The following is a 17888-nucleotide window of genomic DNA, read 5'->3' on the forward strand; positions in this document are numbered from 1 at the left end:
AATATAGATTTACTACACCCTTACGATTTAATTACTGACGCCCCATAGCTATGCTTAAAATCCCTGGTAGTTCCGCATTATCAAAATTTAGAATCCAAAAATTACTAACTGACTTACAAACAATAGAACCTTCTATTAGCCATATTTCAGCGTCTTATGTACATTTTGCAGAAGTTCAACATGAACTCAGTGCAGCAGATGACAAGATTTTGCGCAAGTTATTAGCTTACGGCTCGGAAACAGAAAATAGACAACAGAAGGGGAATATAACTTACTGGGTTGTACCTCGACCTGGAACGATTTCACCCTGGTCCAGTAAAGCAACAGAAATTGCTCAGCGCTGTGGTTTAGGTATTGGACGTCTGGAACGAGGCACTGAGTTTACTCTTGACTGCGCAGTCGCTATTGATCAAGCAAAACGGCATGCCATACATGCTTTATTACATGACCGGATGATGCAAACGGTTGTTGATACACTTGAGCAACTGGATTTATTTGTCCAGCATCAGCCACTCCCTTTAAGCACTGTTGCTATTATTGAATGTGGACGTGATGCATTAGTGCAGGCAAATAGTGATTTAGGTCTGGCTCTATCGGATGACGAAATTGATTATTTAGTCGATAGTTTTAAAGCACTGAGCCGCAATCCTAGTGATGTTGAGTTAATGATGTTTGCTCAGGCAAACTCTGAACATTGTCGGCATAAAATTTTTAATGCTAGCTGGACGATCGATGGTATCGATCAGGCAAAATCATTATTCAGCATGATTCGTAATACCGCTGAGAAAAATCCGGAGGGTATTCTTTCAGCTTACAGTGATAACGCTTCAGTTGCCCAGGGATCGTTAGCCGATGTATTTATTCGTAACCCGATAAGCGGTGAATATTCGTATACGCAAGAAGATGCGCATTTATTAATGAAGGTGGAAACTCACAACCATCCAACAGCTATCTCCCCTTACCCTGGTGCAGCGACAGGTTCAGGTGGAGAAATTCGCGATGAAGGCGCAACAGGCCGGGGTTCAGCGACCAAAGCAGGGCTAACAGGATTTACCGTTTCACATTTAAAAATCCCTGGCTTTGAGCAGCCTTGGGAAACCAAATTTGGTAAGCCCGAGCGTATTGCTTCAGCTCTAGATATTATGCTGGAAGGGCCACTCGGTGGCGCTGCATTTAATAATGAATTTGGGCGGCCTAATATTGCCGGTTACTTTCGTAGCTTTGAACAAGTGGTTGAGGGCAGTGGAGGCGATCAATTACACGGCTATCACAAGCCAATTATGATAGCCGGTGGTATGGGCAATATACGCCCTATGCTGGTAAATAAACATAAAATCCCTGCTGGCTCGCTGATTATTATTTTAGGCGGCCCGGCTATGTTAATTGGCCTGGGTGGTAGCGCTGCCTCGTCACAAGCTTCTGGTGAAAGTGCAGCAGAACTGGATTTTGCCTCTGTGCAACGTGAAAACCCTGAAATGGAACGTCGTTGTCAGGAAGTTATTAATCATTGTAATGCTTTAGGTAACGAGACCCCCATAGTTTCTATTCATGATATAGGTGCAGGTGGTTTGTCGAATGCCGTACCGGAAATTATTCATGATTGCGAGCAAGGGGGGCGCTTTGAACTGCGCAAGGTAAATAGCGATGATAAAGGCATGTCACCAATGCAGATATGGTGCAATGAAGCGCAAGAGCGCTATGTCGTCGCAATAAAACCGGAAGCTTTAGAATTATTTGAGTCTTTTTGTGTGCGTGAACATTGTCTGTATGCCGTTATCGGTGAAGCAACAGATGCAGAGCATTTAACATTGACGGATGAACTATTTGGCGACAAACCTGTTGATCTTCCTATGTCGGTGCTGTTTGGTAAATCACCAAAATTGCATCGTGATGTGACTCATCTGGTAACAGAGCATAAAGCACTGGATTTCTCAGGGATAGCAATAAAAGATGCTGTGGAGCGTGTATTGTCGTTTCCAGCGGTCGCCGATAAAAGTTTTTTAATTCATATCGGTGATCGCTCGGTAACCGGGCTAGTTGCCAGGGATCAAATGGTAGGTCCATGGCAAGTGCCTGTTGCGGATGTCGCCGTCACGGCTTCAGGCTTTCATGCAACAACAGGCGAAGCAATGGCAATGGGTGAGCGCACCCCGTTAGCCGTTATCAATGCGCCTGCTTCGGGTCGTATGGCAATTGCCGAATCTCTCAGCAATTTAGCCGCGGCGAAAATCGAATCGCTCAAGCATGTTAAAATTTCTGCAAACTGGATGGCAGCGGCTGGAAGCCCAGGTGAAGATGCGGCATTATTTGATACTGTAAGAACAGTGGGTATGGAAATCTGTCCTGAATTAGGTATTGCCATACCTGTCGGTAAGGATTCCTTATCAATGAAAACTGTATGGAATGAGGCCGAGCGTGAAACCACGATGACTTCACCGCTATCATTGATTATTACCGCATTTGCACCGGTTACTGATATTACCCGTACCCTGACGCCCGAATTAAAAAATGCAGACAGTGTGTTAATGCTGATTGATTTAGGGCAGGGGAGAAACCGTTTAGGCGGCTCAGTGTTAGCGCAAGTGTATCAACAAATGGGGTGTGAAGTCCCTGATTTAGATGATACTGCCTTATTCAAAGCATTTTTCAATAGCATTCAGGCACTCACCGCAGACGATAAACTATTGGCTTATCATGACCGTTCAGATGGTGGTTTATTAGCAACGGTTGCGGAAATGATTTTTGCTGGACGCAAAGGAGCTGAGCTTGAACTGGATCGGCTAGGTGAAGATGTTCTGGGCACTTTATTTAATGAAGAGCTCGGAGCAGTTGTTCAGGTCAGGCAAAACGATTGTGATGCAGTGCTAGATGTATTTGAAACCGCAGGCCTGGCAGATTGTACGCATCTGATCGGCTGGGTAACAGAAGAAAATCAGCAACTCACTATTAGTTATGCAGGTGACGTCATCTATTCCGCTGGTCGCGCTGAATTACAACACACCTGGTCTGAAGTCAGTTATCGTATGCAAGCCTTACGCGATAATCCAGATTGTGCAAAACAACAATTTGAGCGCATTGCCGATAATAAAGATCCGGGGTTAACAGCGAGCCTGAGTTTTGATGTGACTGAAAATATAGCTGCGCCATTTGCTGCCGTGCGTCCACGTGTTGCTATATTAAGAGAGCAGGGCGTTAATGGTCATATCGAAATGGCCGCGGCTTTTGATAAAGCGGGTTTTACCAGTATCGATGTGCATATGACCGATATAATCAGCGCTAGAGTCAGTTTAAAAGACTTTGTAGGTCTGGTTGCCTGTGGCGGCTTTTCTTATGGGGATGTTTTAGGCGCCGGCGGTGGCTGGGCAAAATCAATTTTATTTAATGAGCGCGCCAGAAATGAATTTTCGGACTTTTTTCGCCGTAGCGATACTTTTGGTTTGGGCGTCTGTAATGGCTGCCAAATGCTATCCGGCTTAAAAGAACTCATTCCCGGCGCTGAGCATTGGCCCAAGTTTATGCGCAATCACTCAGAACAGTTTGAAGCACGCGTGGCGATGGTGAAGATTCAGGATTCACCCTCCATATTACTCAAAGGAATGGCCGGTTCAAGCATGCCAGTAGTCATTGCACACGGGGAAGGACGGGCAGAGTTTTCTGGAAATGATCAGGGACAGGCATTAGTCGCTTTGAATTATATAGATAATTATGGTGAGCTGACAGAAGGCTTTCCCATGAACCCCAATGGTTCACCTGATGGTATTACGGGGCTAACAACGACAGATGGTCGTTTTACTATTATGATGCCACATCCAGAGCGATGCTTTAGAACCCTGCAAAATTCATGGCAGCCTGCTGACTGGAGCGAAGACGGTGCGTGGTTAAGAATGTTTAGAAATGCACGCGTCTGGGTTGGTTAATAATTTGATTTACACCCTTTTTTAGTAAAGAGCATTAATTAATTGAAATGAGTGTACTTGTTTTACAAATTATTATTAAACAATGGGATAAGAGCCAGAGATCAGACACGCATAAAAAAATGCGCGCGAATATCCCTGATAGATACCCACTTATTTTTCCACCTGCATTGTATGTTTTTGGTTCGCACTGTGTCATAGATCAGCATGGTGATGATATTCAAGGCAGCCGCATCAAGTATATTAAAGATGTTGAAGGAAAGATAAGGCTTGACCGGTTTCAAGTCACTGCAGACAATAACATTGACTATTACGGCTCTCAATCGAAACAGATTCCCAGGAGAATTGGTTCTCTGAATAATCAATGGATACAATGCAAATACAACTGCAGATACAGCATCTTTGAATCCGATATGTATTATTGGCTGTATGAAGAAGTCACCTTAAATGCCGTATGTTTAGATACAGTTAATGAGAATCTGTTTTTAAATGCCGAACCTGACATTATTTATGAAGATTATATTGATCTGGCTAAAAGGCAGTACCCGAATTCATATAATAACTGCAACACCTCTTTAAAGGGTTAGATGGTATAGTTTCCGTCGACTAAAACCTGAAACTAAAAAGAGGTGCTCAATGAACACGTTTAACCATCTAACCCAAGAGGAAAGATTTTACATTTATACGCAACTAAAACAAGGCGTTTCTAAGAATCAAATAGCCATCACATTGGGGCGTCATAAATCGACTATTGGACGTGAAATTACGCGTAATACAGGTCAGTGTGGTTATCGTTACAAGCAAGCTGAGAGAATAGCTAAACAACGCCATATTGATAAGCCCAAAAACATCAAGATGACGGCTGAGTTACAACAGATAATAACGCCTTTAATCAAAGAGAAATGGAGCCCTGACTGTATTTCAGGACGCTTAAAACAACAAGGTAAGGACTCCGTCAGTCATGAGACTATTTACCGTTATATTTTAGCTAACAAAGCAGCCGGTGGCGATTTGTATACTTATTTGAGGCATCAAGCCAAACCTTATCGTAAGCGATATGGAAAAAATGATTATCGCGGAACGATACCCAGCCGTGTTGATATTGATGAGCGACCACAAGTGGTTGATGATAAAACGCGTTTAGGTGATTGGGAAGCAGATACTGTTATCGGTAAAGGACATAAAGGCGTATTGGTGACGCTGACTGAACGGGTCTCAAAGCTCAACTTCGCCATCTCAATTGAGCGTAAAGAATCTGAATTAACGAAAGAGGCGATTATCAATGCTCTTGAGCCTTTTAAACGTTGGGTTCACACGATTACCTTTGATAATGGACGTGAGTTTTGTGGGCATGAAGCCATTGCAAAAACACTTGACTGCGGCACTTATTTTGCCAAACCGTATCATTCGTGGCAACGAGGTTTAAATGAAAACCACAATGGCTTATTAAGGCAATACTTCCCTAAAAAAGAACCTTTGGATAAGGTAACTCAAGATGAGGTTGATAGTGCCATTACAGCACTTAATCATCGTCCAAGAAAAGGGTTAAATTACAGAACTCCATGGGAAGTATTTTGCCAAATAACGGGGGTTGATATAAATAAATCACAGGGTGTTGCATTAATTGCTTGAATTCGCGGTAATACAGTTAGAGGAAAATCAATAATACTTCTTTAATTTAACATAATATACATTATGCGAAGTCATATAATGACATTATAAATATCCCAGATCAATGCAATATTAGAATTTATCCCTTCAACACTTTCAAACAACCTTATCCTAAGTCTTGACTATCAATAAGCTAACGAATGGATTAAACTGCAAATCAGTACGATCAAATATGAATATCATATTAACTCAAGCAAAATAAAATCATGATTTCACCTAGACTCAGTGCAAAAATAGAATCTGACGAACCTTCCATGAAAATAGCTGTTCTTATTGATGCAGATAATGCCCAGGCAGCTGTCATTGAAAAGTTATTAGCTGAAGTTGCGCGATTTGGAGAAGCTACTGTAAAACGTATTTATGGTGATTTCACATCACCAAGCAGCGCATCATGGAAAAAAGTACTTCAGGAATTTGCCATAAAACCTGTTCAGCAGTTTGCTTACACAACAGGAAAAAATGCTACCGACAGTGCATTGATTATTGATGCAATGGATTTGTTATATACGAGAAATTTTGACGGATTCTGTTTAGTGACAAGTGATAGTGATTTTACTGGTCTAGCCATGCGTATACGCGAAGAAGGCCTTACTGTTCTTGGCTTTGGTGAGCAGAAAACGCCTGCTGCATTTAAAAACTCTTGCCATAAATTTATATTTACGGAGGTATTACGCCCCGAATTAGAGAAAGTGATAAGTGTAAATAAACAGCAAACTAAAACCATCTCTGATAGTGCCAGTGACGTAACTAAAAAAATCAAACCTTCATTTCCTAAAAAGTTTATTTTGGATGCTCTTGAACAATCAAGTGATGATGAAGGTTGGGCTCAATTAGGTACATTCGGTAGCTACTTAACAAAACTACAGCCAGATTTTGATTCAAGAAATTTTGGCTTCAAAAAACTCTCTGATTTAGTTAAGGCAAAAACCAATCTGTTCGTTATAGACCATCGTGAAACACCGGGTTCCAGCTTTAAACAGCTATATATTAAAGCAAAGTAACCTCTCACATACTTAAACATAAATAAATTAAATGCAGCTATGAGACATCCAGAATTTCCCTTATCCGCTGAACTTATTTATCTTAACCATGCTGCCGTTGCCCCGTGGCCAAAACGAACGAGTACAGCCGTTAGCAAATTTGCACAACAAAATACCCTTTATGGTTCATCTTGTTATCTAGACTGGCTGCAAAAAGAAACGCAATTACGTGTTCAGTTACAAACCTTATTAAACGCTCCTGACGCCACTGATATTGCCTTGGTGAAAAATACCTCAGAAGCCCTGTCCTTTGTCGCATATGGTCTGGACTGGCACTCTGGCGATAATATTGTTTCCAGTAACGAAGAATTTCCCTCTAACCGAATCGTCTGGCAATCTTTAAGCGAGCTAGGTGTTGAGTTTCGTGAAGCAGATTTAGCACAGGCCGCAACACCCGAAGATGCACTGTTTGCATTAGTGGATAAACAAACCCGATTAATAACGATTAGTTCTATCCAGTTTGCCAGTGGTTTACGCCTGGATATAGATAGAATTGGCCAGTTCTGTCAACAAAATAATATTCTTTTCTGTATAGATGCTATTCAAAGTCTCGGGGCTGTGCAATTTGATGTACAAAAATGCCAGGCTGATTTCGTTATGGCAGATGGCCATAAATGGATGCTAGGTCCCGAAGGTTTGGGAGTCTTTTATACCAGCCCTGCGTCTCGAGAAAAATTAAAGCTGACTCAATATGGCTGGCATATGATGGACAATACTCATAATTATGAAAATAAACCCTGGTCTATCCACCCGACAGCACAACGTTTTGAATGTGGCAGTCCTAATACACTGGGTATTCATGCATTATCTGCCAGCTTATCCTTATTACTAGAGACAGGAATGGAGACAGTTGAAAAGCAGGTTTTGGCCAATGCCCGCTATTTAATGGCAGCGATAAAATCACGCCCTTATTTACAGCTATTGACGGATGAAACAGCAAAATTACAATCAGGTATTGTTGTGTTTAAGCATAAGCAACTGAGTAAAGAAGCCTTATATGCGCATCTGCAGAAAAATCATGTTGTATGCGCAATGCGTGGCGAAGGTATTCGTTTTTCAGCACATTTTTATAATTCGACGCAAGAATTAGATAAAGCGATGCTATTAATTCCTGATTGAAAATAGCATCCGTAGGATGGGCAAAGGAGCGTTATCCCGTGCCCATCACTCATACAGTGTAAAAGATGGGCACGAAAAAGCCCTTTGCCCATCCTACAAGTCAAGTATACACAGGGCTTAAACAAAAAAAGTTACAGCTTAATAACATAGGTTAAAATAACGCCTCTAATCCAGGCAAATACAAGACAACATATTCACAATTATGACTCATCACTCTATTTCTACTAAACCCATCCCGACTAACGAAAGACTCATTATGGCTCTGGATTTCCCTAGCATACCTGAAGCACAGGCATTGGTTGAGGAGCTGGGTGATTCAGTCGTTTTTTATAAAGTGGGTATGGAAATATTTATGGCAGGAGACTATTTCGCATTTATTGAATGGCTAAAAGCCAGACACAAAAAAATATTTGTCGATTTAAAGTTTTTTGATATACCTGCTACTGTTGGCCGCGCTATAAAAGCACTGAGTAGTAAAGGCGTAGATATGGCGACGATTCATGGCAATGATTCGATTATGCAAGCAGCAGCTAAAGAAAAAGAGGATTTAAAAGTTCTGGCGGTCACGGCATTAACCAGTTTAGATCGAGGCGATCTGGACGATCTGGGGTTTCAATGTGATGTACAGCAGCTGGTTCTGTCACGCGCAAAACGGGCTTTAGCTATAGGCTGTGATGGTATTGTATCTTCCGGTTTAGAAGTACCGATGCTACGAGAAAATCTGGATCATAAATTATTAGTGATTACCCCCGGAGTTCGCCCCGTAGACAATCGAGTTGAAGATGACCAAAAACGTGTGGTCACTGTAGAACAGGCTTTCCAGAATGGTGCAGATTATATTGTGATTGGCCGTCCAATTCGTGATGCAGAAAACAGAAAACAAATGGCTGATAAAATTCAGGCACAAATTGCGTCTCAGTTTAAGTGCTAGATAAATACCTGACGTGAATTTTTAGCTGCATTTGTCGGGTTATAGTTTATAAATCGGGTCAGAGGGAGCCCCGCAGCTCCCGTCTGCCCACAGAACCGTGCGTACGGGTCCGTACACGGCTCCTCACGCAAGACGTATCCATTGAGAAACTTCAAACCAATGCTCTAACTTTCGGTCGGATCGTATTTCCTGCCCTTTCAGATTTATAAACCAACTGTTCGGATAAGCCCTCGTCACTGCTCGCGCATTGGAGAGTTGCCACCGTTTGTTGTTTGAAAAGACGGCTTTTGATGCTTGTTTTCGTGGTACGCCCCGTTTGACCAGTTTTCGATATAGATGCTGTTTTCTCTTTTGTTGATCGACTATTCGTGATCGTAGTCGTCGCCTGATATGGGCTTCGATTTTATTCAATTGTGAGGGGTAGTAAGTCAAACTGTAGTAATTTGACCAGCCCACATACCATTGATTGATCTCGTCCAGTGATGTATCCAGAGTCTGATGTGTACCTCGCGGTGTCAGTGCTTCGATTTTACTCATGGCTGTTTGCAGGGCTTTATGCGCAATGGCAATTGTCCCCTTAACCACGGTAAAACCTAAAAACTTTACCGCATCGGATTTAGCCACCTGGCTTTTCTCCTGATTCACTTTCAGTTTCAGCTTCTTTTCGATGAATTGGCTGACTTTTTCCATCACTCGATCTGCCGCTTTTTGCGATTTTACGAAGATATTACAGTCGTCCGCGTACCTGCAAAATTCCAGTCCACGTTTTTCCAATTCCTGATCCAGTTCATCCAGAACGATATTGCTCAGCAAGGGACTGAGTGAGCCCCCTTGCATTGCGCCTTCCTTGCTGGGGTTGACGATGCCATTGATCATGACGCCGCTACGCAACCTGTTTCCGACTAGGCGAAGTATCCGTTTGTCGGATATTTTCTCGCCCATTCGGGCTATCAGCCTGTCGTGATGGATTCTATCAAAAAACTTGGATAGATCTATATCCACCACGTAGGGCTTGCCACTGTTCACTATCTGTTGTGCCGCTTGTACCGCTTCGTGCTGGCTTCGCCCTGGGCGAAATCCATAGCTGTGCGGTGAAAAATGCGGATCAAAGACCGGTTCCAGCAGTAGCTTTAATATTGTTTGTACCACTCGATCCCGTACCGTCGGTATGCCGAGTAGTCGTACACCTTTGCCTCCCGGCTTGGCTATTTCTACTCGACGGACTGGCGAGGGTTGATAAGTCCAGTTTGCGAGTTCCTCTTGCAACTGACTTAGCTCTTCGTCTAAACGAGTTTCAAAGTCTGCAATGGTTATTCCGTCTATGCCGGGTTTACCTTTGTTTTTCTTTACCTGTTTAAAAGCGACGCCCAAGTATAAGGTTGAGCATAACTGGTCGAAAAGTCTGGGTTCCTCTATTAATAGGTCGTGTTCGTTCATTTCACTTTTTTTTCTTTCTTTTGCAATGGGCTTTCTTCAATCTCGCACAACCGATTCGTTCACTGTTTACGACGCGAATAGAGGGTTGTTCCTGTTAGGCTGATCTCAGTCCATCAGTTTATAATCAACGGCCATGGCCGCTTACGTGTTCCGCCCTTCACCTCCAACGTCCTGTTGCTGATTTGATGTTTTACCCTCCTTCATGTCACCATGAATTCATCGGCACCAAACTTTACGATTACTATGGCTTCATCTGAAAACCCTCGGTTCATAACGTCTACATTACTGTAGCGCTTAGGGCTTAAGGAGTCGCAGTTACTCCGACCCAAAGCCGACGGCTCTTCACTGGGTAAGATAGTCAACTATCTCTCGATCTACCTACCTTCAATACAACAACACGTTACGGTGAGAATATTGGACTTCGGTGGTCGCGGGCACCTTATCCCCTTGTTGCCGCCTTACGAAGGTTCACTTTCGTTTAGGTGATCGATTTGGCTAGAGCTTCCTTCAGATTCCGCATTGGCTCCCAATAACCGTGTTTCCCTGTTGGGTAGCTACCGGGAGTTTCTTTGGACACCCTTGCTTTCGCCTACTTTTTCCCTTCTCACAGGGCAAAGGCTGGACTTCCACCAGCTAGCTGACTATCATGCCAGTCACACCGCTCAGATTTCGACAAAACACCCGGCCTACGACTATGCGAAGGTCGGTGAACGTTACCCATCCGCTAAAGCTGCTTCGTTTCCTGTCTGCCCTCCAAGCAATGAATACTTACCTTGTAGTTACTGACTTGATGGGCCAGGGTATCAATCCAGTTACCTGTGATTGCTCCGGGGCGCCTCAGGTTTTTGGTTAGAACATAGCGAGATTCAGTTCCCGGTATAGAAAATCACCATTGCTGGAAATATTAAAGATATATACCAGCATATACTGGCAGTAGTTAAAGCTATAGACCATCACAGAAATATCCGCACAGGCTCTATTTTAATTGAAGAAATGGCTATTGCCGGGGAATAAAAGTCTATCTACCCATACAATCAGCTAGAGTAAAAAAACTTCAGCTTTTGTTAATACCAGCACCAGCAAAAGCTATTGCTCTCCTTTTATAACTACAATAAATCCTACTACCTGCCTTTCTTTACTTCATACGCATTGGTCACGGGCGATGTTTAGCACTTTAACAATATACTTTCGGCACAAATAGCAGAAATTAAAAAACAATTATGTGATCATGCATTAAATGGTACTATGATTTACATCTCAGGTTATTTACTTGGAAAACCGGCCTCGCTTACGAAAATTTTACTTAATAATCAAATAACTTAATGAGTCTCAAGCTATCTCTTTATTGCTTTGCGATAATAATGGCACCGACACTTAAAACTTCAAATGGAATAGCTGATATTAAACCGATCCAAGCTTTCGAGCATATCGAATACTTATTATGAATTTTTTAAGGCCTATAGTTTGGCGACCCATCAAATAAATCTGGTATAAATTTTATGTCTTTAGAAAAAAAGAACGTAACTGAAAAAAAGAAAAATGCTGCCATAGAAGAAAGCTTCAGATATATTTTTGAAAATTCACTCAACGAAATTTTTGTATTTGATGCAGAAACCTTTAAATTTATTAAAGCCAATCGAGGGGCCTGTAAAAATATCGGTTACACACAGGAAGAATTAACTCAACTTACACCAGTGGATATAAAGCCAGAAATGAACCTGGAAACGTTCGTTCAGCTTGTCGAACCACTACGAACCCGGGCTAAAGAAATTATCCAGTTCGAAACTATCCATCAGCGAAAAAATGGTAGCTCTTATTTTGTAGAAGTACACTTACAACTAACTCATTTTTTAACAAAACCTGCATTCATTGCCATTATTCTTGATATATCACGACGTAAAGAGGTTGAAAATCGATTGAATCTGGTTATTGACGGTGCTGAACTTGGATACTGGGACTGGAATTATGTCTCTGACGAACATTTTGTTAATGACCGCTGGTTGGAAATGTTAGGTCTGCAACGATCCCAGCTTGACAACCAGGTGGACGACTGGGCAAATCGCTTACATCCTGATGACCAACAGCGAGTACATAAAGTTATTGAACAAAGTATCAAGAGCAAAAAGCCTTATACCGTTGAATTTAGGATACGTCATCAGCAAGGGCACTGGACATGGATTCAGGGTTCAGGCGCTGTCGTTGCCTATGATATAGATAATCATTCAGCCTTAAGATTATGTGGAACACATCAGGATATATCGCTTCGCAAACAAAATGAAGAACAGATCAAAAAACTTTTACAGGCAGTTGAGCAGAGCCCTAGCCTTGTCATTATTACTGACACGACCGGAAATATCGAATATGTTAATTCTAAAATCCTCGAGTTAACGGGATATTTTGCTGACGAAGTAATCGGTAAAAACATATGTATCTTAAGCTCAGGAAAAACCACTATTAATGATTACAGAGAACTATGGAACACTCTTAAATCGGGAAAAAACTGGCGAGGAATACTACAGAATAAAAAGAAAAATGGAGACCTTTACTGGTCTCAGGAGTCATTTGCCCCCATTAAGGATAGCAATGACCAAGTATCACATTTTATTGCTATTCAAGAAGACATTACAGAAGCAAAGAAACTTTCAGAACAGTTAAATTATCAAGCATCGCATGACCCCTTGACTGACTTGATCAATCGACGGGAATTTGAAAACCGCATTAACAGGGTCATTGCAACCGCTAAAACTACTAATAGTGTACATGTTTTATGCTATCTGGATTTAGACCACTTTAAAATTATTAATGATACATGCACTCACATTGCCGGTGATGAACTGTTGAAGCAATTCGCTAAAATTTTAAAGAACACTTTTCGCTACAGAGATACAGTAGGTCGCTTAGGGGGAGATGAGTTTGCCATTCTGTTAGAGCACTGTTCGCTTCAACAGGCTGAATTACATGCTCAAGAATTATTAACCAAGATCAGTAACTTTCAATTTTATTGGGATAATAAAAATTTTCGTATTGGTGTCAGTATTGGCATTACAGATATAACAACAAACACCAAGAGTTTATCTGATTTATTGTCTAATGCAGATATCGCCTGTTACTCAGCAAAAAATGCCGGTAGAAACTGTACACATATCTATCAAAAAACGGATAGCATTTTAGCTTCAAATCGAAAAGAACTACAATGGATTAGTAAAATAAATCAGGCACTTAATGAAAACCTGTTTACCTTATATGTACAGCCTATTTATCAATTAAATACGACTAATAGCCCTGACCATTATGAAGTGTTAATACGCATGCAAGACACTAATGGCGATATTATTCTCCCCGGAGCATTTTTACCGGCAGTAGAAAGATTTAACCTTTCATTACAGCTAGATCAATGGGTGATCAGAGCTGTATTTAACTGGATTAAACAAACAACTGAAAAAGATATTAATGTACCCTTTTTATCAATTAATCTTTCTGGAAAAAATCTAGGCAATAAACACTTGCTGTATTTTATTCATGAACAGCTAAATAACAATTCTCACTTATTCGCTAATAAAATCTGTTTTGAAATTACAGAAACAGCTGCAATCAATAAATTAATTGATGCACAAGATTTTATTTCAGAATTAAGCCAACGTGGTGTCAAATTTTCTCTCGATGATTTCGGCAGTGGCTTGTCATCATTTGATTATTTAAAAAATCTTCCGGTAGATTACCTTAAAATTGACGGGCAGTTTGTCAAAAATATTGAAGATGATGCAGTAGCTTTTGCTCTGGTTAAATCAATTAATGAAATTGGGCATATCATGGGAAAAAAAACAATTGCGGAGTTTGTTGAGAATGAAGAAGTCTTAAAAAAATTATCTGAACTTAATATTGATTATGTTCAGGGCTATTATATTGGTAAGCCCGAACCGCTTGATCAATTTCTTAGTTTGGAGTAATAAGCGCGCCACTATTTTTCGCGAAACCTGCGACGGGTTCCTTCCGGTCTCCGCAGCGAAAAACTACGTGGTAACTATTGCCTTCGGCAGCCCGCTTCCGTACTGCTTCGCCATACCACCGCAAGCTCGGTAATGGCTTCGCAGTACTACTACAAATAACTTGACGCCGTTTCGGAATGCCTTGTATTTTGTCTCCACCTTCACTATCGCTATGATCACGACCCCCAGGCTTCCTAAGGCTACGCGGGGGCGGCGAACCACTCATTAACCAAAGCTACTTCATTTCCTGTCCGCCTTCAGGGAGTATTTAGGTTTATCAGGATAAAGTTTTCCATCATTATTTTTCTTGTCGCTGCAATTTATTAGAGGTCTTATTTTATCATTGTTAGGCTGTTAAATCCGCAGACTCCTGGACAAATATTTCTCCAAAGCTGTGAAGTATAACCCTATTTACTATGCCGTTCGAGTTCCTAATAAATAGCATATAGAGCCGCTTAAGTTGTGACATACAATAAAAGTTTTTAATGTCTGTATTCATCAATAAACTCATAGTGTAGTATTAGTACTAAACTCAATATAAACCGGCTATCATTTGATAATGAAAATAGACATGAACCCTTTATCAGAATTAGATCATTATTTTCAGCAAGTGCAGAATATCATTCTCGACCGACAGGATCCGATCAGTGGACTATTACCAGCAAGTACAGCAATAACAGCTCATGGTGACTATACAGATGCCTGGGTACGTGACAATGTTTATAGTATTCTTGCCGCCTGGGGGCTTGCACTAGCCTATCGTCGTAGTGCTGATAGTATAGGAAGAACCTATATCCTTGAACAAAGTGTGGTTAAATTAATGCGTGGTTTGTTAGTCGCTATGATGCGCCAGGCACATAAAGTCGAGCGTTTCAAACACACTCAAGACCCTCTTGATGCCTTGCATGCCAAATATGACACCCACACCGGAGAGATAGTAGTAGGCGACCATGAATGGGGGCATTTACAACTCGATGCAACATCACTTTTCTTATTGATGTTAGCGCAAATGACTGCATCTGGTCTGCGTATCGTTTTCACCATAGATGAAGTAAATTTCATACAAAACCTTGTGCATTATATTGCACGTGCCTATCGTACTCCCGATTACGGTATCTGGGAGCGGGGTAATAAAAGTAACCATGGTATTGCCGAATTAAATGCCAGTTCCGTTGGTATGGCTAAAGCCGCACTTGAAGCCATGTCAGGATTTAATCTATTTGGCAAGGATGGTGGTCAGTCTTCTAAAATTCACGTGCTCAGCGATGAAATTGCGCGCTCCAGGATTGCACTGGAAGCTTTATTACCGCGCGAATCAATTTCCAAAGAAGTCGATTCAGCAGTTCTAAGTGTGATTGGTTTCCCCGCATTTGCCGTTGATGATCCAGATTTGTTACAAAAAACTGAACAGCTTATCTGTGAAAAACTTCAAGGTAAATATGGCTGTAAACGTTTTTTGCGCGATGGTCATCAAGTAGTTATTGAAGACAGTCACCGTATGCACTATGAAGCCCATGAACTAAAGCAGTTCATGGATATTGAATGTGAATGGCCCTTGTTTTTTAGCTATTTACTACTCAATAAACTGTTTGCCGGCGATACCGATAAAGCCCGGGAATATCGTAATAAACTAAAAGGACTCCTGGTTGAACAAAATGGTCAGCTATTGCTACCAGAATTGTACATCGTGCCTGAAGATAAAATAGAAGCCGAACGCAAGAATCCGCACAGTCAGGAACGGGTACCCAATGAAAATGTGCCCTTAGTATGGGCTCAAAGCCTGTTTATTCTTGGAGAAATGCTCCAGGATGGTTTACTGGAATTCAGTGACATTGACCCATTAGGGCGTAGTAACTTTATGGGTCGTAATCAAAAAACAGACCTAAAAATCCAGTTGACGCTACTTGCGGAAGACCCGGAGGTACAAAGCAAGCTGGCTAAATTGGGCATTAATACCCAAACAATTGATCAGATTGCCCCTATTCAAATTAGAGAATCCAGCGACCTGGCTGCTGCATTCACTCAAGTAGGACGCAATAAGCGGCTGGGTTTAAGTGGCAGACCCAATAAGCAAATTCGTGCCCTGGGAACATCCCTGCTCTATAAACTTGGTGATCAACAGTTTGTGTTTTTACCACAGTTTTTAAACCAGCGTGGTTTTTATCTCATGCTGGACATTCCTTTACTTGTCGAGCGTCTACGCCTGGAGCTGGGGTATATCTATCAACATTGGGACCGTCCAGGAAAACCACTAGTCACTATCGTTATCAAACACAATATGCTGGACAATGACGGACATCAATTATTAGTAGACTTTATGCAGGAATTAAAACAAGGAGAAATTCTTGGTGTCCCTGTTCAACTAGGTAATATGCACGAGTTCATCACCACAACCGGTCTTGAAACCATTAACTATCTACATGACTTCCACTTTTCCGAAAAAAGCGAGCCAAACGAAATTCGCCCATGTTGCATCTTATTACCGGTAGACCTGACAAAAACCGAAGCAGTAATGCCGCAAGCTATAAATGACTGGAATAAGTTAACTGACGATACACTGATAAAACTGCTTACCAATAGTACCAATCTGTATGCACAACATGAAATTCTCAATTTATTGTATTGTCGGCATGGGCTCGATTTTGAAATAAGCTTACCCGAAGCAAACGACCTTCGATATCATCTGCGTGATGTGTTTGAGGAAATCTATACTTTGGCTGGGAACCTGAATGAATGGAGTCTGGTGCGACATTGTGCCGGTTTACTAAATAAACACGATGCGAACCTGGAGCAAGCAGCGACGGATATCTTAGTGCGCCAGAAAAGTCTTAGTGTTGGCCGTGAATACAGTAATAAGGCTACCTTCCAACGCCCAGCTAATGCACACGAGATACTGGAAAGAATTCGCACCTTCAATAGCCCCAATGTTTACGTTCATATTATCATTCAGGAATTAATAATCTATCTGGGTATTTTGATTAAATCCAACCCGGAGTTATTTAACGATATGCATACTGTTAGAGTCGGGCATATTATGCAATTAATTATAATTCGTCTACAGCGGCAACAGAAATGTAACCTGGGTGAAGCTTTCGATGCATTAGTAGCGCTCCCACCCCATACCATTGAATTAAAGGTAAAAGAAACCCTGGCCGATTACCAGAACTCGGAATCTCAATTAAACATGAGTGAATCATTACGCTATGAAGGCCAGATTAAAAACCTGGATAGTGCCCGTTTTTCAGAGCAAATCGACCCTAAAGATCGAGGCAGAGCTGGGGATTGGCACGAATGGCGCGAACAACAAGGCAGTATAGGGCGTCAAACAGAGTCATTTTTTGCTGATGTCTGGGAAGTACTGCACCATTGTAAAGGTTTAATCATCAGTGAGAAATTGAATAAGCAACGGCGCCTGGATAGCGAGCATATACTCGCCGAAATGACGGATAAAGAAAAAAGCTTTGTTCTGTTGATCAACCACCGGCTGGATAAAGTTCAGTCTCCTGACTACCGGCAATTAACAGTAGAAACGCTACATGCTTTGGCATCTATTTTCAGAGATAACCCGGATTTACAAGTCGAAGATACTTTAATGACCGACACTCTGATTTATCATGCTGTGCGCCTTACCTGGCTAGATAAACATCCAGAACGAGAGGCTCAATATGAACTGGATCACGCCTTATCATGGCAAGGATTTTATCAACTACCTCCGCATGAAGTAGCCAATGGAATTATCGACGGATTAAAGTACTTATTAGCAACAAACAACGAAATACCAGGAGCTTAA

General features: G+C 41.6%; 10 protein-coding genes. 9 read left to right on the forward strand and 1 reads right to left on the reverse strand.

Annotation, left to right across the window (positions count from 1 at the left end; genetic code table 11):
• Nucleotides 1-50 precede the first annotated feature (50 nt).
• From purL to pyrF, 6 genes are all read left to right on the forward strand, one after another.
• A complete protein-coding gene (gene purL, locus AU255_RS10260) occupies nt 51-3917 on the forward strand; it encodes a phosphoribosylformylglycinamidine synthase (protein ID WP_080522777.1) in 3867 nt (1288 codons plus the stop codon).
• Nucleotides 3918-3964: 47 nt separating this feature from the next.
• A complete protein-coding gene (locus AU255_RS10265) occupies nt 3965-4501 on the forward strand; it encodes a hypothetical protein (RefSeq protein ID WP_080522778.1) in 537 nt (178 codons plus the stop codon).
• Nucleotides 4502-4550: 49 nt separating this feature from the next.
• Nucleotides 4551-5546 carry an IS30 family transposase gene (locus tag AU255_RS10270; protein ID WP_143735847.1) on the forward strand — a complete coding sequence of 332 codons (996 nt, stop codon included), beginning with the start codon at nt 4551-4553 and terminating at the stop codon, nt 5544-5546.
• Nucleotides 5547-5791: 245 nt separating this feature from the next.
• Complete coding sequence (locus AU255_RS10275; protein ID WP_080522779.1) at nt 5792-6586, forward strand: NYN domain-containing protein; 795 nt, start codon at nt 5792-5794, stop codon at nt 6584-6586.
• A 39-nt stretch (nt 6587-6625) separates the two neighbouring features.
• Complete coding sequence (locus AU255_RS10280; protein ID WP_080522780.1) at nt 6626-7744, forward strand: aminotransferase class V-fold PLP-dependent enzyme; 1119 nt, start codon at nt 6626-6628, stop codon at nt 7742-7744.
• 202 nt (nt 7745-7946) lie between these two features.
• Nucleotides 7947-8675, forward strand: coding sequence for an orotidine-5'-phosphate decarboxylase (gene pyrF, locus AU255_RS10285; protein WP_080522781.1), 729 nt, complete (start codon nt 7947-7949; stop codon nt 8673-8675).
• A gap of 123 nt (nt 8676-8798) precedes the next feature.
• Here pyrF and ltrA read toward each other — a convergent pair whose 3' ends face one another.
• Nucleotides 8799-10112: a group II intron reverse transcriptase/maturase gene (ltrA, locus tag AU255_RS10290; RefSeq protein ID WP_080522782.1), complete on the reverse strand. Its 1314-nt coding sequence runs from the start codon at nt 10110-10112 to the stop codon at nt 8799-8801.
• A gap of 891 nt (nt 10113-11003) precedes the next feature.
• Here ltrA and AU255_RS21400 point away from each other — a divergent pair.
• From AU255_RS21400 to AU255_RS10305, 3 genes are all read left to right on the forward strand, one after another.
• Nucleotides 11004-11126 (forward strand): hypothetical protein, encoded by a 123-nt coding sequence (locus AU255_RS21400; protein ID WP_408606491.1) that lies wholly within the window; start codon nt 11004-11006, stop codon nt 11124-11126.
• A 485-nt stretch (nt 11127-11611) separates the two neighbouring features.
• The gene (locus AU255_RS10295) at nt 11612-14059 is read left to right on the forward strand and encodes an EAL domain-containing protein (protein WP_080522783.1); all 2448 of its coding nucleotides are present in this window, start codon (nt 11612-11614) and stop codon (nt 14057-14059) included.
• A gap of 610 nt (nt 14060-14669) precedes the next feature.
• On the forward strand, nt 14670-17888 hold the full coding sequence (locus AU255_RS10305; protein WP_233144611.1) for a glycoside hydrolase family 15 protein: 3219 nt from the start codon (nt 14670-14672) through the stop codon (nt 17886-17888).

Source organism: Methyloprofundus sedimenti (genome assembly GCF_002072955.1).
In the GTDB taxonomy this organism is placed as follows: domain Bacteria; phylum Pseudomonadota; class Gammaproteobacteria; order Methylococcales; family Methylomonadaceae; genus Methyloprofundus; species Methyloprofundus sedimenti.

Coding starts and splice junctions, on each gene's coding strand:
- purL (WP_080522777.1), top strand. CDS start 51: ATGCTTAAAATCCCTGGTAGTTCCGCATTATCAAAATTTAGAATCCAA.
- AU255_RS10265 (WP_080522778.1), top strand. CDS start 3,965: ATGAGTGTACTTGTTTTACAAATTATTATTAAACAATGGGATAAGAGC.
- AU255_RS10270 (WP_143735847.1), top strand. CDS start 4,551: ATGAACACGTTTAACCATCTAACCCAAGAGGAAAGATTTTACATTTAT.
- AU255_RS10275 (WP_080522779.1), top strand. CDS start 5,792: ATGATTTCACCTAGACTCAGTGCAAAAATAGAATCTGACGAACCTTCC.
- AU255_RS10280 (WP_080522780.1), top strand. CDS start 6,626: ATGAGACATCCAGAATTTCCCTTATCCGCTGAACTTATTTATCTTAAC.
- pyrF (WP_080522781.1), top strand. CDS start 7,947: ATGACTCATCACTCTATTTCTACTAAACCCATCCCGACTAACGAAAGA.
- ltrA (WP_080522782.1), bottom strand. CDS start 10,112: ATGAACGAACACGACCTATTAATAGAGGAACCCAGACTTTTCGACCAG.
- AU255_RS10295 (WP_080522783.1), top strand. CDS start 11,612: ATGTCTTTAGAAAAAAAGAACGTAACTGAAAAAAAGAAAAATGCTGCC.
- AU255_RS10305 (WP_233144611.1), top strand. CDS start 14,670: ATGAACCCTTTATCAGAATTAGATCATTATTTTCAGCAAGTGCAGAAT.